At 51.9% G+C, this 20,940-nt stretch carries 19 protein-coding genes and 2 tRNA genes; 10 read left to right on the top strand and 11 right to left on the bottom strand.

The window, feature by feature from the left end:
* Positions 1 to 227: 227 nt before the first annotated feature.
* Both O0S10_RS06805 and O0S10_RS06800 read right to left on the bottom strand, forming a co-directional pair.
* Positions 228 to 5,138, bottom strand: a complete 4,911-nt coding sequence (locus O0S10_RS06805) for an InlB B-repeat-containing protein (RefSeq protein ID WP_268925133.1) — start codon at positions 5,136 to 5,138, stop codon at positions 228 to 230.
* Positions 5,139 to 5,783: 645 nt separating this feature from the next.
* Positions 5,784 to 5,856, bottom strand: a tRNA-His gene (locus O0S10_RS06800).
* A 200-nt stretch (positions 5,857 to 6,056) separates the two neighbouring features.
* Here O0S10_RS06800 and infB point away from each other — a divergent pair.
* Both infB and O0S10_RS06790 read left to right on the top strand, forming a co-directional pair.
* Complete coding sequence (gene infB / locus O0S10_RS06795) at positions 6,057 to 7,829, top strand: translation initiation factor IF-2 (protein ID WP_268925132.1); 1,773 nt, start codon at positions 6,057 to 6,059, stop codon at positions 7,827 to 7,829.
* Between the two features lie 71 nt (positions 7,830 to 7,900).
* Positions 7,901 to 8,302 carry a 30S ribosomal protein S6e gene (locus O0S10_RS06790; protein ID WP_268925131.1) on the top strand — a complete coding sequence of 134 codons (402 nt, stop codon included), beginning with the start codon at positions 7,901 to 7,903 and terminating at the stop codon, positions 8,300 to 8,302.
* Positions 8,303 to 8,467: 165 nt separating this feature from the next.
* Here O0S10_RS06790 and O0S10_RS06785 read toward each other — a convergent pair whose 3' ends face one another.
* The 4 genes from O0S10_RS06785 to hypB form a co-directional block, all read right to left on the bottom strand.
* Positions 8,468 to 8,947, bottom strand: a complete 480-nt coding sequence (locus tag O0S10_RS06785; protein ID WP_268925130.1) for a DUF2240 family protein — start codon at positions 8,945 to 8,947, stop codon at positions 8,468 to 8,470.
* Positions 8,944 to 9,366, bottom strand: a complete 423-nt coding sequence (locus O0S10_RS06780) for a hypothetical protein (RefSeq protein ID WP_268925129.1) — start codon at positions 9,364 to 9,366, stop codon at positions 8,944 to 8,946. Before O0S10_RS06780 ends, O0S10_RS06785 begins: the two co-directional genes overlap by 4 nt.
* Before the next feature lie 77 nt (positions 9,367 to 9,443).
* A complete protein-coding gene (locus tag O0S10_RS06775) occupies positions 9,444 to 9,821 on the bottom strand; it encodes a 30S ribosomal protein S8e (RefSeq protein ID WP_268923503.1) in 378 nt (125 codons plus the stop codon).
* Between the two features lie 158 nt (positions 9,822 to 9,979).
* A complete protein-coding gene (hypB, locus tag O0S10_RS06770; protein WP_268925128.1) occupies positions 9,980 to 10,627 on the bottom strand; it encodes a hydrogenase nickel incorporation protein HypB in 648 nt (215 codons plus the stop codon).
* Between the two features lie 242 nt (positions 10,628 to 10,869).
* Here hypB and O0S10_RS06765 point away from each other — a divergent pair, with 242 nt between their 5' ends.
* The 6 genes from O0S10_RS06765 (at position 10,870) to O0S10_RS06740 (ending at position 14,028) form a co-directional block, all read left to right on the top strand.
* The gene (locus O0S10_RS06765) at positions 10,870 to 11,226 is read left to right on the top strand and encodes a hypothetical protein (RefSeq protein WP_268925127.1); all 357 of its coding nucleotides are present in this window, start codon (positions 10,870 to 10,872) and stop codon (positions 11,224 to 11,226) included.
* A gap of 316 nt (positions 11,227 to 11,542) precedes the next feature.
* Entirely contained in the window at positions 11,543 to 11,815 is a 273-nt protein-coding gene (locus O0S10_RS06760; RefSeq protein WP_268925126.1) for a signal recognition particle subunit SRP19/SEC65 family protein, read from the top strand.
* Between the two features lie 3 nt (positions 11,816 to 11,818).
* Positions 11,819 to 12,463: a histidinol phosphate phosphatase domain-containing protein gene (locus O0S10_RS06755; RefSeq protein ID WP_268925125.1), complete on the top strand. Its 645-nt coding sequence runs from the start codon at positions 11,819 to 11,821 to the stop codon at positions 12,461 to 12,463.
* A 127-nt stretch (positions 12,464 to 12,590) separates the two neighbouring features.
* A complete protein-coding gene (locus O0S10_RS06750; protein ID WP_268925124.1) occupies positions 12,591 to 12,932 on the top strand; it encodes an H/ACA ribonucleoprotein complex subunit GAR1 in 342 nt (113 codons plus the stop codon).
* Positions 12,908 to 13,927: a transcription initiation factor IIB gene (locus O0S10_RS06745; protein ID WP_268925123.1), complete on the top strand. Its 1,020-nt coding sequence runs from the start codon at positions 12,908 to 12,910 to the stop codon at positions 13,925 to 13,927. The genes O0S10_RS06750 and O0S10_RS06745 overlap by 25 nt, the downstream gene beginning before the upstream one ends.
* Positions 13,928 to 13,956: 29 nt before the next feature.
* Positions 13,957 to 14,028, top strand: a tRNA-Ala gene (locus tag O0S10_RS06740).
* A gap of 39 nt (positions 14,029 to 14,067) precedes the next feature.
* Here O0S10_RS06740 and O0S10_RS06735 read toward each other — a convergent pair.
* Genes O0S10_RS06735 through O0S10_RS06720 form a run of 4 tightly spaced genes read right to left on the bottom strand, consistent with a single transcriptional unit; the run spans position 14,068 to position 15,726 of the window.
* Complete coding sequence (locus O0S10_RS06735) at positions 14,068 to 14,265, bottom strand: hypothetical protein (protein ID WP_268925122.1); 198 nt, start codon at positions 14,263 to 14,265, stop codon at positions 14,068 to 14,070.
* The gene (locus O0S10_RS06730) at positions 14,262 to 14,765 is read right to left on the bottom strand and encodes a hypothetical protein (RefSeq protein ID WP_268925121.1); all 504 of its coding nucleotides are present in this window, start codon (positions 14,763 to 14,765) and stop codon (positions 14,262 to 14,264) included. The genes O0S10_RS06735 and O0S10_RS06730 overlap by 4 nt, the downstream gene beginning before the upstream one ends.
* A complete protein-coding gene (locus O0S10_RS06725; protein WP_268925120.1) occupies positions 14,762 to 15,301 on the bottom strand; it encodes a hypothetical protein in 540 nt (179 codons plus the stop codon). Before O0S10_RS06725 ends, O0S10_RS06730 begins: the two co-directional genes overlap by 4 nt.
* A complete protein-coding gene (locus O0S10_RS06720; RefSeq protein WP_268925119.1) occupies positions 15,298 to 15,726 on the bottom strand; it encodes a hypothetical protein in 429 nt (142 codons plus the stop codon). The genes O0S10_RS06725 and O0S10_RS06720 overlap by 4 nt, the downstream gene beginning before the upstream one ends.
* 36 nt (positions 15,727 to 15,762) lie before the next feature.
* Between O0S10_RS06720 and O0S10_RS06715 the strand changes: the two genes are divergently transcribed.
* On the top strand, positions 15,763 to 15,981 hold the full coding sequence (locus tag O0S10_RS06715; RefSeq protein WP_268925118.1) for a hypothetical protein: 219 nt from the start codon (positions 15,763 to 15,765) through the stop codon (positions 15,979 to 15,981).
* Positions 15,982 to 16,280: 299 nt separating this feature from the next.
* Here the strand turns inward: O0S10_RS06715 and O0S10_RS06710 are convergent, their stop codons facing one another.
* Positions 16,281 to 16,784: a hypothetical protein gene (locus O0S10_RS06710; protein ID WP_268925117.1), complete on the bottom strand. Its 504-nt coding sequence runs from the start codon at positions 16,782 to 16,784 to the stop codon at positions 16,281 to 16,283.
* Between the two features lie 1,026 nt (positions 16,785 to 17,810).
* Between O0S10_RS06710 and O0S10_RS06705 the strand changes: the two genes are divergently transcribed.
* On the top strand, positions 17,811 to 20,940 hold a 3,130-nt coding region (locus O0S10_RS06705; RefSeq protein WP_268925116.1), incomplete at its 3' end, for an InlB B-repeat-containing protein.

Raw genomic sequence — 20,940 nt, 5'->3', positions numbered from 1 at the left:
GGGTCCACGATTCAGTTCAGGTTACATATATCCAGTTTCGGCGGGTATGTCCGGAGTGTGTATTGCTACGGGATGAATTTTAGTGAATGAGGCTTTGGAGTCCATCCAAATGTTTGTGTGGTATGAATTCTGTAGTGATGTGTCCAGTTGTTCCGTTTGCAATTTAGGCATACCCTGTGCCTCTGGCTGTGCTGCCTCCCCGAAAAATGAATCCGGAAAAAATTGGATTAGGATCTCCTCTGTACAAGTATTCCTGCTGCAAGAAGACCGACCAGAACTCCGGCAAGAGGAACAGGGATCTGTTTGAGCGGGGAACGTGTTGATTGTGTTTCCATCGGTGTCGCGGTTGCAACAGTGGTCTGGGTGACGGTGAGAGTTCCGGTGAGTTTGGCTGCGGATGTTGCTGTTGTAGTTGCGGTGGAGATCTTAATCCATTTGGCGTACAATGTCAGGTCACCGGGGAGGAAAGCCGCAAAATTCCATCGTTTGGTACAGTCCTGATCCTGATACCATCCTGCAAAGATGTATCCGTTCTTTTCGGGAGAGGGGGGACGAGTAACAACATCCCCATACGAGAGAGAGGTCTGCGGGGGAATGAAAGTACCTCCCTGGGTGTCAAAGAGGACACGGAAAGCATTGTTCATGTTGCCTGACCCGGATCCTCCGGCAGTTGTACGTGTGGCAGAGGGGGTGGCAGCACCAGTTGCGATCGGGAGAACATTGCTGGTACTGGTAGGTGTTGGCGACACAGTCACGGTAGGTGTTGGCGACACAGTCACGGTAGGAGTCGGAGACTCGGTCGAGGTAGGAGTCGGAGACTCGGTCGAGGTAGGTGTTGGAGACTCGGTCGAGGTAGGTGTTGGAGACTCGGTCGAGGTAGGTGTTGGAGACTCGGTCGCAGTTGGAGTCGGAGACTCGGTCGAGGTAGGTGTTGGAGATTCGGTCTCGGTAGGGGTTGGAGATTCGGTCGCGGTAGGAGTCGGAGACTCGGTCGCAGTTGGAGTCGGAGATTCGGTCGCGGTAGGAGTCGGAGACTCGGTCGCAGTGGGGGTCGGAGACTCAGTCTCAGTGGGGGTCGGAGACTCGGTCGCAGTAGGGGTCGGAGATTCGGTCGCGGTAGGAGTCGGAGACTCGGTCTCGGTAGGTGTTGGAGACTCGGTCGCGGTAGGGGTCGGAGATTCGGTCGCGGTAGGGGTGCTCGGATCAACGACCATGGAATCTATGTACGTTGCATCAAGTGTTACATCATTTTCCGGCATCGTGAAGATTATCTGAGACGAGTTCCGTTCCTCTGTCCCCAGCGTGAGACCGGTAACGATCCATTCAAAGAATGATTTCCCGACGGTGGTATTCGCCGTGACAGTAATGTTTTCTCCAGCATAGAACATGCCGGAGGTCCCACCATCCACAAGCGTGCCGTTGGTGACCTGTACGGAAAACTTCGGAGATTCCACGTACGTTGCACTTATCACCACAGAACCACGCGGCATCGTGAACGTCAGGGAAGAGTTTGCAAGTACGGCAGAACTGAGTTTGAAAGAACCGGGGTTGCTGAGTACCTTCCAGTGCGAGAATTTTTTACCAACGGAGGGAGGATCTGCAATGAGAGTGACCTCTTCACCCGCATAGAACATGCCGTGATTCACATTTCCGTCGGGCATGGAAATGGTGCCGCCACTTAAGACTGTAACAGCGTACTGATCATCAGCGGCATACGTTGCTTCAAGAGTCACATCGTTGGCAGGCATGGTAAACGTGAGTGGGGAATGGGTACGTTGAGAACTATCCAGTACAACACCGGTCACATTCCACCCGGTAAAGGTTTTGCCAACCGCCGGAGCGGCAGCGGTAACGGTGACCGTTTCACCCGCATAAAATGCGCCTGAGACAGAGTCGTCCTCAAGAGTCCCGTTGATAACCATAATAGAGAACTGTGCAGCACCACGATACGTCGCTGCAAGCGTCACGTTCTGTTCGGGCATGGTAAACGTGATCGGTGACTGCATACACTGGGAGGTTTCCAGTACAACACCGGTCGCATTCCAGCAGGAAAATGCAGTACCAACTGACGGGGCATCAGCGGTAACCGTGATCTCTTCACCTGCATAGAACATGCCGGAGGTCCCACCACCCACAAGCGTGCCGTTCGTGACCTGTACGGAAAACTTCGGAGCTTCCACGTACGTTGCACTTATCACCACAGAACCACGCGGCATCGTGAATGTCAGGGTGGAGTATTCAAGCAGATTAGGACGCAGAGTGAGTCCCTGAACTGTCCAGTGAGAGAATATTTTATTGATACTATCGGGCGGGTTTGCAGTGACCGTGACTGTTTCGCCCGGGTAATAATTCCCAAATGTACTCCCGTTGGTGTCGGAAATGATTCCGTCTAAAACCACAACAGTGTATGTCATTTTGGGGACATATTGCGCTTCAAGTGTCACATTGTGGGCAGGCATCGTGAACGTGAACGGTGACTGAGCCTGGGATGCGAGATCCACTTGAAGTCCGTGTCCGAACCATCTGAGGAATACGGTTCCGGGAGGGGTATTCGCCGTGACGGTAATGTTTTCTCCGGCATAGAACATACCGGAGGTGGAACCGTCCGCAAGCGTGCCGTTCGTGACCTGTACGGAAAACTTCGGAGATTCCACGTATGCTGCTGCAAGCGTCACATTCTGCGCAGGCATGGTAAACGTGAACGGCGACTGCGTAAGATCGAAGGTGTCCGATATGAGACCCGTTACGATCCATCTGGAGAACAGAGTACCGAATACAGGAACATCCGCTGTGACAGTGATGGTATCTCCGGCAGAGAACAGACCGGAGGTGGAGCCGTCTGCAAACGTGCCGTTGGTGATCGTAACTGTGAACTTCGGGGTATCCGTATATGTTGCTTCAAGGACTACATCCGTCTGGGGCATCCTGAACGAGAATGTGGATTGCATCCGCTGATCCGTATCCAGTGTAAGGCCGGTTACGTTCCATCCGGAGAATGTTTTGCCCGGTATGGATTTTGCGGTTACCGTTATCATCTCATAGGGATAATGCGAGGCGACATCCCCGGTATGTCCGCTAATAGTGGCATTCACGACCGTAACCGTGTGTTTACTCAGCTCTCCCTTATAGATCGCCTCAACCGTGACATTATTCTCCGGCATTGTGAAAAGATACACCGGGCGTTTCTCCTCGTCCAGCAGATTCTTCAGACCCGTTACATTCCATCTGTAGAAGTCACCTTTGGAGAGATCCGCAATGGCGATGATCTGGTCACCGGCATAGAACAGACCAGAGGTATTACCACCCACAAGCGTGCCGTTGGTGACCTGTACGGAAAACTTCGGGGCGTCGGTGTAGGTTGCGGTAAGGGTTACCGTCTGATTGGGCATTACAAAGGTGAAGTTCTTAGCAGAGAGATTTTCCGCGCTCAGCGTGATTCCCTCAGCTGTCCAGTGGGAAAATACCTTCCTGGGAATGGTGTTCGCGGTGACAGTGATGTTCGCTCCGGCATAGAATTTACCTGATGAAGTTTCCGCCGTGCCGTTTATGACCATTAGGGGATAGGTTGGTGCTTCAGCAAAGGTGACACTGAGCCGGTGATTACTTTGGATGTCCTGAATTCTATACGTTTGGTTCGCACGTACCTGCGATGTGACATCCGCGTTGTTATCCACAAGTTTGGAAAATTTGCTTCCGATGTCCGGATGGATTTGTATCGTGACATTCCGTCCATCCATAACACCAAGGGGATCATCCGGGGTCCGTGTCATATGGCCGGTAAATCCATTGCTCACGGTGTCCAGGGTAACGTTGTAATACGGTATCAGCGCGGTTCCGGGTATCGCTGGTTGAGGACGATTTTTGAGTACCGGATACGGATAGGTGGGATCAGCGGTAGACAGCATCCAGTACTTCTCATAATCCGACCGATACTGACCAGTATTGATTACAGAACGGAAAAATACTTCATTGCGATACAGCTTCGGGTTCAGGGCGACAGATTCTCCGTTTGCACCCGATTTGGTCTTCGCTGCAGTGCTTAGATAGCCCGGCGCACCATTTACATTAACTACCATCCATCGTCCCGCAAACAGGTTGCTCAGGGTTGAATCTGAATGGGCCAGGGGTACTATTCTCCCTTTCATCACACCCCCTGTACCGGGATTACCCGTCACTCCTGCAATTGCTTGATTCAGCGCAAAACAATTGTCTATCCTGTTATTGGCCACCCAGTTTCCTACCAGCCCGCCAACGCGTACGTCCTTATTCAGACGAGAGGAAAATATCACCACATTTCCGGCGGCGTAACTGTTTCGGACCTGAATCACACTGGTCTGATCAATGGATCCTATCAACCCGCCGGCATAGACATTTGGGGACGCTGTGGATGGTAGGCCGGTCACGTTACCAATGGCATAACAGTTCCAAACGTCGACTCCGCTCTTGCCAATCAACCCCCCGCAACACATCTCGGTCCCCCTCTCAGTTATTCCCATTACCGCTACTGCAGCATAGGAACCTACAACTGCTCTGTCCACGCCTCCACCTCCTATTATCCCAACCAGTCCTCCGACGAAGCAGTTCCCGGTGGTCGATACTCCTTTTATGTACCCGTCGTTGACTGAACATGAAGATATCTTACTACGGTAGGCATATCCAACCAATCCTCCGACATGGCAGACTTGGTTTGCTTGTACAGAGATATTAACCCGGTTCAGATCCAGATTTTGGATGGTACCGCGATCTACACAGCCAAACAGACCGGCAAACGCGTGACCATACAGATTATCGTGTTTCACATACAGGTTGGTTATGATATGATTGGTACCGTCAAAGGAACCGCGAAACTGCGTTTCTGACTTCGAACCAATAGGTTCCCACTTTTCGTTTCCCAGATCTATATCTGCACACAGGATGATCTTCTCGTCCTTAAAATCCGTTCCTGTGTTCACTTTCCGTGCAAACGCGGCAAAACTATCGGCGTCATAGATGCAGAACGGGTTTGTCGCGGAGCCGTGCCCCGCTGCCCGTTCGTCCTCGTACCATGTCAGGTTTACCGATGATCCATCCCAGGGTTCTGCTGCGGATACCACAGATACCAGACCGCAGAACATCAGAGCAAACAACAGAAGGACCACAAGCCCGCTCCATGAGTATTCATAACTCTGATCAGAATGTGATCTGCATTGAAAATTACATCGCATAACAGTAAAAGATCGTGCTACCATACTATATATAATGATCATCAAATCGTGTGAAATAATGTTAATAATATAAAGTACATATTTTTAACACAACTACCCCTCAGTAAAACAGACACATTCACACGATCAGATAATTTCCATGAACGAGAAAATTCTATTTTAGAAAAATAACGATCTGGTTTCACAAAATAGATCCATTAACCCAACATTCAAATGAGCAGGACAGAACCACACGCGAAGATCATTCGCGCATGAAACCCTCACACCACCAGATCGAATCCTGAAAACGTAACACATACGTAATAAAAAATGAAGATGTTAGACATATGAATTGCATAAAATAAATCATAACCAAATAATCGACATCTGATCATAAATAATATGTAAGTATATTGTAAAATACTGACATATACTGGCATTACCCCATATGTAAGATCAGAAGCCAAAAGAGGCAGCCGGTATCGCGGACAGCAGGAGAGAAAGCAAACCACTGAACTGCTTGTCCGGAAAAATTCACAGAAGCAACAGGACGGAACATTATGATATCAGAAAAATTTCAAAAAGGAAAAAATACCAAAGGGCCAAGGCCGGGACTCGAACCCGGGTCAAAGGATCCACAGTCCTATAGGATGTCCAGCTACCCTACCTTAGCCTGAAAACCAGCATATCTGGAACAAGTTGAGTTGGTTTCATACCGCCGTATGAAACACTCTACTACATAGGGCGTCCCCAAATATTAACATATCTTTTAGATGACGGCCACATCGCCATTTACGTTTATTACTGACCACTGCCAATACTTACGTAGTTTTTATCTCTGTTTTTCACAATCAGAGAGGAGGGAAAAGAGAAATGGCAGCAGAACATATCCGCACCCCCATTGTCTGCGTGTTGGGGCACGTGGATCACGGGAAGACATCACTTCTGGATCGTATCCGGGGATCGCGTGTTGTCGCAGGCGAAGCCGGGGCAATTACCCAGCATATCGGTGCAACGATGATCCCGATCGGCTCGATTCAGAAGATGAGCGGTGATCTTGGAAAGATGAAGACGAATGTCCCCGGTCTTCTCTTTATCGACACACCGGGGCATCACGCATTCACCACGCTCCGCGCCCGCGGCGGCGCACTTGCCGACATTGCAATTTTAGTGGTGGATGTCAATGAAGGATTCAAGCAGCAGACGGTTGAGGCACTCCAGATTCTCCGGAACTGCAAGACCCCGTTTGTGATTGCAGCAACGAAGATCGATCGTATCCCCGGCTGGCGGCCGATGGAGAACGCATCGTTTATGAAGTCCTACAAAAACCAGAACGAGCGCGTACAGACCGAATGCGAGAACCGTGTCTATGAACTGGTCGGAAAACTTTCCGAGATGGGGTTCAACTCCGAACGGTTCGACCGCGTGAGTGATTTCCAGCGCAATCTGGTGATCGTGCCGGTAAGCAGTATGACCGGCGAAGGTATCGGCGATCTGCTGATGGTGATGATCGGTCTTGCCCAACGGTTCTTAACCGAGGGTCTCAAGACCACCGTCGAAGGTCCCGGCATCGGTACAGTGCTTGAGGTCAAAGAGGAGAAGGGTCTTGGTACAACGCTTGATGTGATCCTCTACGATGGTATCATCAGTGTCGGCGATGAGATTGCGATCGCCGGTGCCGAGGGGGCAATTGCCACAAAAGTCCGGGCGCTTCTTCAGCCGCGACCGATGAAGGAGATTCTGATTGAAGACCGGTTCCAGCGCGTGAAGTCAGTAACGGCAGCGGCCGGGGTAAAGATCACCGCGCCAAATCTGGAGAACATTATTGCAGGTTCACCGGTCCGCGTGATTCGCGGAGACCGCGATGAGATGCTCGCCAGGATAGAAGAGGAGATGCAGGAGATCAATGTGAAGCTTTCTGAGATCGGTATCACAGTTCGCGCTGATACCATCGGCGCGCTTGAAGCACTCTCCAAAGAACTTGAGGAGAAGAACATCCCGATTATGCGTGCAGAGGTGGGTCCGGTCAGCCGCCATGATTTAATCGAGATCAGCGTGATGAAGGATGAGCTCTACAAGACGGTGCTCTGTTTCAACGTCCCCCTGCTGCCCGATGCGGATGCGATGATCCGCGATGAGGAGGTTGATGTGAAGATCTTCTCCAACCGCGTCATTTACAAACTCATTGATGACTACATTGACTGGCGTGATGAACTGACTCGCGCACGAGAGGCGAAACAGTTTGAAACGGTTGTCCTTCCGGCGAAGTTTTCCATTCTGCCCGATTGTGTGTTCCGTCAGAGCGGGCCTGCAGTTGTGGGTGTGCGGGTCCTGGGCGGCATTCTCCGACCGCATGTACATGTGGCGACGCGCGAGGGCAAAGTAGTGGGCGAGATCAAACAGATTAAGCTCAACAAGGAAAACATCCAGGAAGCCAAGGAGGGAGTTGAGGTTGCGGTTTCAATTGATGGTGTTACGATCGGGCGGCAAATCGATGTTGGCGAGACGCTTTACGTTGCTGTGCCCGAGCGGCATGTGAAGGTCCTGGAGACGGAAATGTTGTCCCATTTAAATGCAGGTACGCAGGAGGCGCTGGAGGAGTACACCAATATCTTCCGCAAGACCCAGCCCTTCTGGGGGAAGTAGTATAAATGGGAAGAGACTAACTATATGGGTACTTCGGCATCCTATTGATATCGAGGAGATGTGCTAATACAATGGTAGACTTTAAGGTCGTACTGTCAGACCCGAAAACGGGTCTTTCGTACAAAATAGATGCCACGGGCGCAGCTGCGGGTGCACTTCTGGGAAAGAAGATTGGCACCGAGGTTGACGGCGCTCCGTTTGGTCTGAATGGTTATAAGATTACAATCACCGGCGGCTCGGACAAAACCGGAACCCCGGCACGTCCGGACCTCCCGGGAAACGGCAGAAGAAACCTTCTCCTTTCCGATGGATTTGGTTTCCATGCAACCCACAATGGTGAGCGGAGAAGAAAGGGCCAGCGCGGTAATGAGATCGCAGCTGACTTTGTTCAGGTAAACGCGAAAATCTCCACCTACGGCGAAAAGCCGGTCGCAGAGATCTTTGCCCCTGCTGAAGAAGCAGCGGCAGAGTAATTCTCTCTCAATACTTTTTCTCTTCTTCTCTTGCTGATTTTGCCGGAATCCGGGAGTTTTTCACGAAAGATGTTCTGTGGTACAATACAGACGGATACCGTTGGGAGAAGTTTTTCGAAGAGAGGTGTGCTGCAGGTTTTTTTCAAGAAAAAAAATCAAAAAAAGTTACGGCCCCTCGTGCATTGCCGCGCGAAGGGCAGGCAGGTAGGCAGCAGTACTGACATCGTATTTTTTTGCAAGAAGGATGACGGAGGCTTCCGGGACAAGGAGGTTGTCGAAGTGTCCTGCTATTTCCTGCATCTCTGCGGCAAGGTCTTTTCTCGTTTTACCGGTTGCTGCGGCAATGTCATCGATCAGAGCCTCGATCGGGTCCTGTTCTTCGGTTTCGGCGAAGATTTCGTCACCGGGACGGAATCCCAGGGGTATAGCAACATCCGCAAGAGAGGAGGCACAGCGGTAGATGTTTTCCTCCCCGTCTTTGATGAGAAGACCGCGTTTTGCGGCGAGATCGATCAGTTTTTTTGCCTGATCCTGGCTCATCCACCGTTTGTCCTGCACATAGTAAAATACCAGTTCCATCTTGCTGAGACGGTCTTTTCTTCCGTGCCGGAAGGGTGCAGCAACCGTTGTTTCCAGTTCGGTCACGCAAGTGCCCCGAGAATCATTTTTTTCATGTCCATGGCATCGAATCCTTCGATGGAGGGGGATTTGGTGATGAAGATTTCGGTACGCGCTCCTTTTTCCATGGAACGGATCATGAACCGGTGATCGTTTAAGGGAACGTTTCCGGAGGCTTTCAGCAGGGTGTCGGTAAGGGTTATGAGGATGTCTGCGGCATCTGTGGTGGTTTTGCTGATGTTTGCGCCGGGTTCAATCTTTTCAAAACCAAGCCGGTCATGGGCAAGGAAGACGGAGATTTCACGTTTGATGGGTCCGGCACCGGTTCTGAAGTTGTCCTGCCGTCCGGCAAGGGATTCAACGGCGTTCAGAAATACTGCGAAGGGAACGTCTGTTTCAAACTCAAGATCGCAGCGGTTGGGAAACTGATAGGACACTCTTCTCATATATCAGATATTGGGCACCGCTATGGATAAGTATATTTTGCTGTGAATGGGCAGGAAAAGAAAAAAAAGTATTTTGTTTATTCGAGCAGGACTGCGTTGATAACGCCGTCCTGACCCGGGCGGCTGACGATACGGGCTTTACCGAGGTCGGTTGCAATGATTGCGCCCTTGGTCATCAGGTTCCGGCGAACATAGTTCGGGTTTGCGGCATTTTCTGCAACAGAGTTGATCTTGACTTTCTGGACCTTTCCGGTCTTTTTGTCACTGACGTTTGCGTACTCACAGCGGAGTGCACGGACTTTCGTGTTGCCGCCGGTTACTCTGATGGTTTTTACCCGGGTTTCTCCGATAATGGTGTCTGCCGGGGATCTGCCAATTTCAAACCGCTTTTTGCCGCGGTTGGCGTGGTAACGGCCACCGGTGGACTTTCTTACTGATCTTCCTTGCCAAAGCATGAATTAATATCTCCAATAATTTGTTTCTCTGATTGAACGCCCGAAAGCAGTAATTACTACTTGAGGACGGGTGATCCGGTTCGGAACGGTCCGGTCCGGATCATCTCAGTCTTTTCCAGAGTCCTATATGTATAGGCTTTCCGGATATTTAAATTCCGTTAGGCAAGGATGGCATCGGCAACTTCGGCTACACCGTCTCCTTTGCGGAGGTTGGTCTTGATGATGATCATTTCGGGGTTGTAGCGTTTGATATCGGTGATCATCCGTTCTACGTTGCAGCCGACGGCTTCGGCGAGGTCGACTTTGTTGATGACGGTAATCTGGCAGTCCCGAAACATCATCGGATGTTTGTTGACGACGTCGTCGCCTTCGGTGGTGGAGATGACAACGATGCGCTTCTCTGCGCCGAGCTTGAAATCGGTCGGGCATACCATGTTGCCGACGTTTTCGATGAAGATGATGTCGATGCCGTCGAGGTTCATGTGGTCAAGGGCATGGTGGACGAGGTGCGCGTCCAGGTGGCACTCTTTTCCGGTGTTTGCGTTGAAGGCAGGGATGCCGGTTTTGACGATTCGCTGGAAGTCGTCGTCACCGTAGACGTCTCCTGCGATTGCGGCGGTATTGAGGTTGCGCTTTTTGAGTTCGGGGACGATCTGTTCAATAAGCGAGGTTTTGCCCGAGCCGATTGCTCCGAGGAGATCGAATGCGCGAACATTGTGTGCTTTGAAGTGTTCTGCGTTGTGTTCTGCGAGACGGTTGTTGGCGCCGTAAATCTCGGCCTCCATGTGAACATCCACGTGGTGCATGGGAGTACTATTGGTGTGCGTCTGGTTTATAGATACACTGTTCCTGATGTGTATGAGTGCGTCATACCAACGAGGTTAAAAATATGTTTTTGGTTAGCATCACCCAACATAAGGTAATCAAAATTCAACAAAATGTAAAACTATATTAACATAGACGATCTACTACTTAGTGTCAGAAACATTCTGGCACCCAAATACATACCATACACCCTTACACAATCATACAGGAGATGCGCTAAATCATGAATATGTTCTCAAAACTTGCGGTTTTTCTGCTTGCGCTGTCCATTCTGGCGATTCCGGCGATGGCAGCGGAGGATGAGGACCATCTGATAATTGTCAGGGTTGATCCGGACAATCCCAATGTTGTCTCTATGACGCAGGTTCCGGTTCCCGGGCATGAGGAGATCCCCGAACATGCGGAGCTTCGTCCCTTTTTCCGGGACAGTGATCCTGAATTTGCAGTAATTGATGTTGATATGATCAGTTATCCGGTAGAGAATGCAATTATGTCCTGTGAGACAGGGTCAATGATGCCGGCTGCGATCGTTACGACCGGGGAGGAGGGAGGAGTGTACGAGTATGCGGCTATTCCGTAACCGGAGAGGGATTGTATCCAATTAATATTTTTTCGACGGACCGGCAAGTACCGGTTTTGTTCCAAAAGTCTGAATTGTCTCGAATTGCAGGATCAAAAATCTCTGAATAAAAATATTTTGATTTTGGTTTTTTGGAGTAACCATGTGCCGAAGATTTTCGAACATATCTCTGCATGTGGTTATTCCAAGTAAAATCACCGTGAGAGAGTCCCGAGTTATCCAATCAAAAGCCTTTCAGACATTCTGAACAAGTTTGGACTTTTGGAGCAAAGCCCCAATTACCTTATAGATTTTCACGCCCAATAGTGTAGTATTCATGGCAATTCGATTTCTTTATCCCTGCTATTTTAATGCGGAACTGACCCGATCCGAGGGACGACGTGTGGCAAAGACGCTTGCGGTTGTGTCACCGAATCTTGCGCAGGTTGCGCGGGCAGCGAAGCAGTGCGATGTTGCGGTGCTTGATGAGGAGCGGGATGTGCGGCATCCGGCACACTGGTTTTCCGGTGACGGCAGGCTGCGGGTTGAGTATGAGGGGAGTAAAGAGGAGCTGCTCCAAAAAGTTGCCCACAGGCTGAGCGGGAGGTGATCGATGTACGATTTTCACTGTCATACGACGATGAGTGACGGGGAGCTGCTGCCGACGGAGTTAATCCGGCGGATGGCGGTTCTGGGATATACGGAGATGGCAATTTCGGATCATGCGGATTTTTCCAATGTGGAGGAGTTAATCCGCGCTGAGGAGGCGGTGAAGCGGTCTGCGGAGTTGTACGGGATTCGGTTGTATTCGGGGATTGAGATTACGCATGTGCCGCCGGATCAGATTGATGAGTTGGCGGAGTATGCGAAAGGTCTTGGTGCGGAGGTTGTGGTTGTGCACGGGGAGACAATTGCAGAGCCTGTTGCGCCGGGAACGAATGCAGCGGCAATTTCAAGTGCTTATGTGGATGTTCTGGCACATCCCGGCCTGATTACGGATGAGGATGCCCGCCTTGCAGCGAGGAATGGTGTGTTTCTTGAGGTTACGTCACGCGGGGGACACAACCGTACGAACGGGCATGTGTTGTCAGCAGCGCGCCGCGCGGGTGCGGAGGTTGTGGTGGAGTCGGATGCGCACGGACCGGGGGATCTGCTGAGTGAACGCATGCGGTATCTGGTTGCACGCGGGGCAGGGATGAGTGAGGAGGAGGCAAAGAGAGTTCTTTCCCAATCCTATGATTCTTTGTTTTCTTCATAACCATTATTTTACAATTCTGGAGAACATTTTTATACAAGTTTGTCAGTATAATATATTGCATATATACCCTGTGGTTTGATTCCATGCGGGTCTGCAATATATGCGGTATGATATTTGAGGCTGATTTGTGAAGTTTGCAGGAGAAGTTACGGCAGTTCTTGGGAGAAGGCTGCTTGTTCTCAGGAGTGATGCCGGACAGCTTCCGCCTTTGTATTCAGAGGTTGCAGATGCAGAGAGCCGCACTGTAGGGAAGATTGTTGATCTCTACGGGAGTGTTGCACGGCCCTATCTTACCGTTTTGTGCAATGACGGTGTTCTGGCAGGGGTCGGGGACAGTTTGTATGTTGTTCCCGGTTCAAAGCCGGATCTGCCGAAAAAACGCCGTCAGGTATCCGGATACAGGGGGGAGGGAGATTCCCGCTACCCGAAGACCGGAGGTTCAATATGGAAAAAGAAATCGAGAAACTGAGACAGTTAAAAGAGGAGCGCGAAAAGATGAAGCAGCGGCAGAGTACCGCTGTGGAGAAGGTGAAGGAGAAGCAGGGCGGTAGTGATGCGACTGCAACGGTGTGTCCGGAGTGCGGCAGCCGGCAGCTTGTTCATGATTATGAGCGGGCGGAGCTGGTGTGTCAGCACTGTGGTCTGGTGCTGGATGATGATTTCATCGACCGTGGACCGGAGTGGCGCGCGTTTGATCATGATCAGCGGATGAAGCGGTCCCGTGTGGGCGCACCGATGACATTTACGATTCACGATAAGGGTCTGTCCACGATGATCGACTGGAGAAACCGCGATAGTTATGGTCGTGCGATTTCGTCGAAGAATCGTGCCCAGCTGTACCGGCTGCGGAAGTGGCAGCGCCGTATCAGGGTGTCGAATGCGACGGAGCGGAATCTTGCGTTTGCGCTGTCGGAGCTGGATCGTATGGCGTCGGCTCTGGGTCTTCCCAGAAATGTGCGTGAGACGGCGGCGGTTGTGTATCGTGATGCGGTGGATAAGAATCTGATCCGCGGGCGAAGTATTGAGGGTGTTGCGGCGGCGGCTTTGTATGCGGCATGCCGTCAGTGTAATGTGCCAAGAACGCTGGATGAGATTGCTGAGGTGTCGCGTGTTTCGCGGAAGGAGATTGGCAGGACGTACCGGTTCATTTCCCGGGAGCTGGGTCTGAAGCTGCTGCCGACGTCACCGGGCGATTATGTTCCGCGGTTCTGTTCGGGTCTTGGTCTGAAGGGCGAGGTTCAGTCGCGTGCGATGGAGATTCTGAAGCAGGCGGGCGAGCGGGAGCTGACGAGCGGGCGCGGTCCGACGGGTGTTGCGGCGGCGGCGATCTATATTTCGTCGATTTTGTCCGGAGAGCGGAGAACGCAGCGCGAGGTTGCGGATGTTGCGGGTGTGACGGAGGTCACGATTCGGAACAGATATAAGGAATTGGCAGAACAATTAGATATTGAGATTATTCTCTGATGGGATTTTTTCCCTCGATATTTTTTGTCGGGCTCGTATATCAGGGGTAGATAGCTACGTTCGCAACGTAGATGCCGCGGGTTCAAATCCCGCCGGGTCCATTTTTGTGTTTTTCAGAGGGGTGCGGGAAAAAAAGGGGGTTAGAGCCTGAGTTTTTTCCGTGTCTGTTCTCCGATGGTGAGGAAGGGGCGTGTGAGGTTGTGGTGGCGCATTGCTGCTGTTACTGCTGCCCGTGAGCATCCGAGTTCTCGTGCGATGGTGAGTACTTTTTTTCCGCTGAGGAGTTCGCGGCGGAGTTGTTCTCTGTTTTGGAGGAGGGGGTAGTCGTACCAGGTCATGGGGTGTTCCTGAGGGTGATGATTTCGGGGGTGAGGGGGCGTTCGGTTGTGGTGAGGTAGTGCGGGAGTTCTGCGGGGGTGAGGTGTTTTCTGAGGTCGTCGATGTTTATCTGTTCGTAGCGGGTGATGCGGTCTCCGGCGTGGTCGCGTGCTGCGGTGTAGAGGTAGCGGCGTCCGAGGAATTTTTCGGCGTCGGTTGCGCGGAGGTAGACGAGTTGCTGATGGAGGTCGGGGTGGTCGGTTCGGAGTTTGGGGATGTTTACTTTGCAGGTGGTTCTGGTTCTTCGGATGAGCTGGTATTCGTCGCTTTCGCAGTTTTCTCCGGTGATGAGTTCGAGGTCTTTGTGGTACTGTTCGATGAAGTTGAGGTGGAATTCTTCGAAGATGTAGGCGAGGTCGCGGCTGTGGAGGGCGGCTTCGTAGGGGTCACTGGGGCGCGGGTGGATGCGGGGGAGGGTGATGGTGAGGAAGGGTTCCGGGTCGAATGGTGTGTAGGTCATGGTCTGGTTCCTGATGGGTGTCTGGTGGTCTGATTGAGGGTGCGGGTGCGGATGAGGTCGCGTGCTTTGCTTCGGAGTTTGATGTAGCTGGTGATGAGGGCGAGTTCTTCGTCGCTGACGCGGATTGCGGTGTCTGCGGTGCAGACGGGGCAGCGGAGTGTGTTGTGCTGGGTGCCGGTGCCGCAGCCGGTGATCTCTTTTCTGATGAGGGTGAAGGCGGTGCCGCAGGCGGGGCAGCAGTAGGTGTCGCCGTAGTAGCGAAGGGGTTCTTCATTCATAGACGGTTTCCGGGGCGGGTGTGGTGTGTCATGATCGGGTGTCTTTGGTTTGTGGCGGGATGCGGGTATTTCCGTTGTTCGGGTTTCTTCATAGGGGCAGGAAGAGGAAAGAATAACGCAGATAACGCAGATGCGTCGCTTCGCGCCGCGTGCTTCGCTCATCGCATTTGCTATTCGTCGCTCGCCTTCCCGTCCGAGCGGACGGGCGGCGTTGCTGTCGCAAACGCGACGGCAAATGCTCGCGAAGCTTCCACTCATTTACTATCCTGCGTCGGCTTCGCAAGCATTTTTAGCCGCGTTTGCGATAGCGACCCACGAAGGGGGGAGCGGAGCACGGCTCTGCCGTGCGATAGCGACCCCAAAGGGGGAGGAGAGCACGGTTCTGCTGTGCGATAGCGACCGAGGGTGAAGGCGGTGCCGCAGTAGGTGTGGCCGTAGTAGCGGAGGGGTTCTTCATTCATAGGCGGTTTCCGGGGCGGGTGTGGTGTGTCATGGTCGGGTGTCTTTGGTTTGTGGCGGGATGCGAGTATTTCCGTTGTTCGGGTTTCTTCATAGGGGCAGGATGAGGAAAGAATAACGCAGATAACGCAGATGCGCCTGACGGCGCGGCTTCGCTCATCGCATTTTTTACGCCGCTCTCGCCCGCCCGGAGCCGGGCGGTTGCTCGTTGCTGTCGCAACCACGGCTAAAAATGCTCGCGAAGCCGGGCAGGATACGGAATGAGTGGGAGCTTCGCGAGTATTGCCGTTGCATGTGCGATAGTGACCCACGAAGGGGGGAGCGGAGCACGGTTCTGCCGTGCGATAGTGACCCCGAAGGGGGAGGAGAGCAAAACGTCCGGGCTTGCGATAGCGACCCCGAAGGGGGAGCGGAGCACGGTTCTGCTGTGCGATAGCGACCCCGAAGGGGGAGCGGAGCACGGTTCTGCTGTGCGATAGCGACCCCCGAAGGGGGGAGTGGAGCACGGCTCTGCCGTGCGATAGTGACCTCAAAGGGGGAGGAGAGCACGGCTCTGCCGTGCGATAGCGACCCACGAAGGGGGGAGCGGAGCACGGCTCTGCTGTGCGACAGTGACCCCGAAGAGGGGAACGGAGCACGGCTCTGCCGTGCGACAGTAACGCCACCCGTCCGCCCGGACGGGAAGGAGAGCGAGGATACGCAAATGCGGTTTGTGGGGCGAGCGCGATTCGCGTTTCTTTTTCTGTGTTCTGGCCACATTGAAGATACACCAACTTCCTTAGATCATTTCGTGTTCGGTTTCCTGTGCTGTGTCGCGGGCGAGGTCGGCGCGGTGTCTGCCGAGTTGTTCTGCGTGGATGGTTTCGTACACCTGCGTCCAGGTTTTGAGCTGGTCGTAGGATGGCAGCATGCCGGCCTGTTCTGCCATGGCTGTCTCGATTTCGTTCTGTAATAAATGAAAGGCGAGTTGCGCGCCGCGGGAGGCGATGACGGGGAAGGCGAGGTCGGTGAGGATGTCGAAGTATGTTTGCCGGAGGCGGTCTTCTTTGGTCATGTGGTTTTTGTGCCAGGCGATCCAGTCTGCGGTTTCGGGGTCAAGTTCGCCGGACGGTACGTGATACTTTGTCTGCCAGCCGTAGAGGGTGGTGCGGCAGACTGCGGTGATGTAGGCGCTGAGTGTCGGGAATTCCATGCGGCCGATGAGGGTGGTGAGGGTGTGATACTCTTCGTCGTTGAGGAAGGCGTAGAGGTGTTTCCGGGTGGGGAGTTGCGGGGTGTTCATGACAGGTGGTGTGTGGTGATGCGGGTCTGACGTCAGACTTCAGAAGTCAGAGGTCAGCTGCGCGGAGGGGAGGGTATGATGGGTCTCCTTCTGTGGCATCTGTTTTTTTTCGTTTTTTTTCGCGGTTCTTTTACTGACACTGATGAACATATTTATTCAATGAAGAACAAATATAGTACACAAGAGCGTTGTCACGGAGCACATTCATGGGTGTTGAAGAGTGTGCGGACTTTTTTCCTGTGTGGTGTCCGGGTGGTGTGTGCAGCTGAAGTCTGACTTCTGAAGTCTGACTTCAGCGGCAGGGTGATCCGATAGGTTGATGTGGTTTCACATCATAAAGAAGAGGTGTCTGTTCCTTTTTCCCTTTCGAGTGGCGGAAATCGGGCAGACATCTGTTTCTGTTCCGGGGTTGTGCGGTTCGGGGTTTTTTGTGTTCACCTCGGTGATGTTTTTGCCGCCCGGAATTAATAGGGTCCGGGGACAATTTTGATGTTTTACTTCTGAGGTATTTATAATTTTGGGGAAAAAGGGGGATTTTCGGTGAAATTTTGGCGGGAAAACATTTAAATACGATGAAGAACATAATCGCAGGTAAAAACAAATTATATATCTGCGATTATACGGTCGTGATCTTTGCTGTTTTTGGGGGTTTGTTCGCGCACGACTTTCACGAGGCTTCCGCAAATATTGAATCCTGTTGTAGTAGTATTTAGTACCAACTATGATATAATAGTATTCCCGATTCATCTGAATATGCCGCTGCTTGTGCATTGACGTTATTCCCTCCATTTTTTGAAAATCGTTTCGTGAAATGAAACGTCCCGGACATTTCTCACACTGATTTTTTTGAGCCGCAAATATTGTCTTATTTTTCGTGCGCACGGCGCAAATATGATAAAAATCCAATCAGAGAATTTTCCGCGTTATATCCTTCTACAATAGGATTCAATCTCCGTGAACTGAATTGTTCCTGCTCTGCGGGTACCGGTCCGGCGTAATCCTATGGAGTATTTTATGATGCAACGAATGAATGGGATGAAATGTCCCCGTGATACAGGAGGACTGATGCGGCGCGGTGTGGTGCTGCTCGCAGCGCTCCTGCTGGTGTGTACGCTGATGGCAGGAGCTGTCAGTGCGGAGAGTAATGACGGGAGCTCGGTAACAGTCACTAACTTTGAGGATTTAATCGCAAATCTCTCGAATAGTACCGGTCCTACGACAATCAATCTGGGAGAAGACATCAAGGCACCCTCCCAGATCACCGTAAACCGCTCGGTCACGATCAGTGGTGGTAATAATTATCACACAATTACAGCAGTTCTGTCCAATGAGAACAAATGGTCTGGTACAAATGGTCAAAAGAATCTGCTCCTGATTGATAATTCTACCTGGAAGGGGGACAGAGGTACTGTCACGCTGAAAAACATCCGATTTGAAAGTAATGCCACTTCAGCTGCGACAAGTACTGATGGTGAGAAGAACACAAACCTGGGAGCTCACGGTATTCAGGCATACAATACCAATGATTCCATCGCGATCACACTGGAAAATCTCATTCTGAACGACAGTGCCGGCAGTGGTCTGAACGTCAATGGTGCAAATGTCAGCATCACGAACGTCACGATCCAGAACAGTAACTGGACTCAGAGTATTGATGTCAGTTCCGGAAAGGACGTTCAGTACGCATCGAACCTGACGATCGATGAGATGTCCGAACTGAAGGATGCATTGCCCATCGTGAATGATAATCAGCAGATCGGGCTCAAGGCAACGGTACACTCCTCCTCCAATTCCTACACGCCGTATGACCTGTATATTGGTGATGAGAATTACGCATTACAGAAACGCGTCTGGGGGAAAAGCAACTTTAACACTGCCGATGCTGAAGCAAAGGTAGTGAATAGTAGTAGTAGTAGTACCATCCCTGCCCTGCATGCAAATCTGACTAAAGCGCTGAACAGCTACGTTGACGATGGCGCCACCGTTACCCAGCTGAAAGAAGTTACACTGAGCAGCGATCCGATCGTCATCTCCAAGAACATCACCTTCGACGGTGACAAGAAATCGATCACCGCATCCAGCATCCCTGCCAACGGTGCAATCAACATCACCGCAACCGGTGATGTCACGCTCAAAAAACTCAACGTCACAGCGACGGGCGGTGATCAGAATGCGTTGATCAAAGCATTCGTAGCAAACTGGCCGGCTAACCCGACCAACGTACCAAACAACCTTGTCATTACCGAAAGTACCCTTACGGTTACCGGTGCAACCGCACCGGAGTTTGACGTCATTCTCGCACGGCCAAAGGTGTCACTTGTCGTAAACAAATCCACCATTACCGCAACCGGCAGTAATTACGTCTATGCGGTCAAGTTCATACCGCAGACCGACAACGCAAAGACCCTTACCGTTCAGGGAAACACACTGAAGGTGAACTCGACCGGAAACAAAAATGCAGCATTTGGTGTGTACATCGCAGGAAACACCTCCAGCCTTACCACTGAAATCAGTGATAACACAGTCACCGCTGAATCCAGCTACCGTACCGGACTGCTGTACTACACGCCGCCGAAGAGCAATACAAAGACCGCCATCAACAACAACACGCTCACCATGACGGCGGCTGAGGCGTACATCCAGAACATCCAAGCAGCCATGAGTGCAACGGTGAACATCACCGTCAACATGACGCTGGAGAAGAACACGGTTCAAAACACAAACACAACCGGAAAACTGTATGCAGTCGGATTCGCACAGCGTGCAAACGCAGTAGGAACTGAGCTTACGGACTTCCTGAAAGGAACCATCAAGGAAGACAATACCTTCACTTCCCTGACCGGGTATGTCAACCACATCACGACCAACACAAATACCCCAATCACGCTCGACACCTCCGGATTAACGATCGAAGGCAAGACCATTGATCTCAAGATCGTCGCGCCCTACGGCACCGGCATTGACCTGGGCAACACGACCCAGACAACCGGAACCGCAAAGAAGTTCACCGTAACTCCTGCGGGCACATCCGTATTATGGTCTTCCAGCAACACCAGTGTTCTGACCATTGGGGCGGACGGTAACTACACCGCAAAGGCAGTTGGTACGACAACCATCACCGCAACCGGCCCGAACGAGGCAAAAGCAACGATGCTCATCACCGTCTATCAGGCGGCTGAGCCTAAATTACCTGTGTCTAACGTAGAGAAACAAGATGATGGTAGCACAATCATTTCCAATTCGAGTGCGATAGAAATTCAAAGCAACATCGCGACCATCGAAGACGAAGATGCCGGTGTTGTGATGGTTGTAACCTTTGAGGCCGCACCTACGACTGAAAGCGGCAGTATCAAAGGAAATGTCACCATGGCAAATGTAACCTTCAAAGAAGCACCTGCGGCGTCTCCAAAAATGGAAACAAGCTACAGCATTGTCATCAACCTTGCAAACGTCACCAACTACCTGCCAACGATCGATCCGGTTTTCAACGAGACCATTGTGGAAAAAATTCAGGAGACGTTCTCTGAATCCAACAAGTACACCTTCCTCTCCATGATCACCGCAACCGGAGACAATGTTACCAAGATTAACAACAACGTCTCCAAGAGCGAGGGCATCAAAGTAACCTTCAAGATTCCGAAGAGTGAGATACAGAAGCTTGTCGGAACCAAAGAGAGCGACGTGCAAAAGATCAAAGCCTTCCACTATAAATCGGACGGAACAGTCAGCACACCGCTCAACGGTCGCGGACAATGGATTGACAACGATAACTACTACGAATTCACCGTAACGGGTGATAGTTTCTCCAGCTATGTTCTTGCCGCATACACCGCACCGCCCGCACCGATCCATACCCCGGTCTCCGGCGGCTCCGGCTCCGGCGGCTCCGGCTCCGGCAACATGGACGGCGCACTTCGTGTCCTCTTCAACGACGGAAGTGCCACTCTCTCCGTCGTAACCGGCCTCTCCTACGGTGACAAACTCACCGCACCGGCCAACCCCGTCAAAGACGGCTACACCTTTGCCGGCTGGTACAAAGACGAGGCATGCACCCAGGCCTGGAGCTTCAGCGACGGCATCCCAAGCGACATGACCCTGTATGCCAAGTGGACCGGCGGCAGCAGCTCATCCCAGAGCAGCAGCCAGCAGAGTGGAA

The organism is Methanocorpusculum petauri (assembly GCF_026891975.1).
Lineage (GTDB): Archaea > Halobacteriota > Methanomicrobia > Methanomicrobiales > Methanocorpusculaceae > Methanocorpusculum > Methanocorpusculum petauri.
Note: the sequence above shows the minus strand (reverse complement) of the source record. Positions and strands in the feature narration are given on the sequence as shown.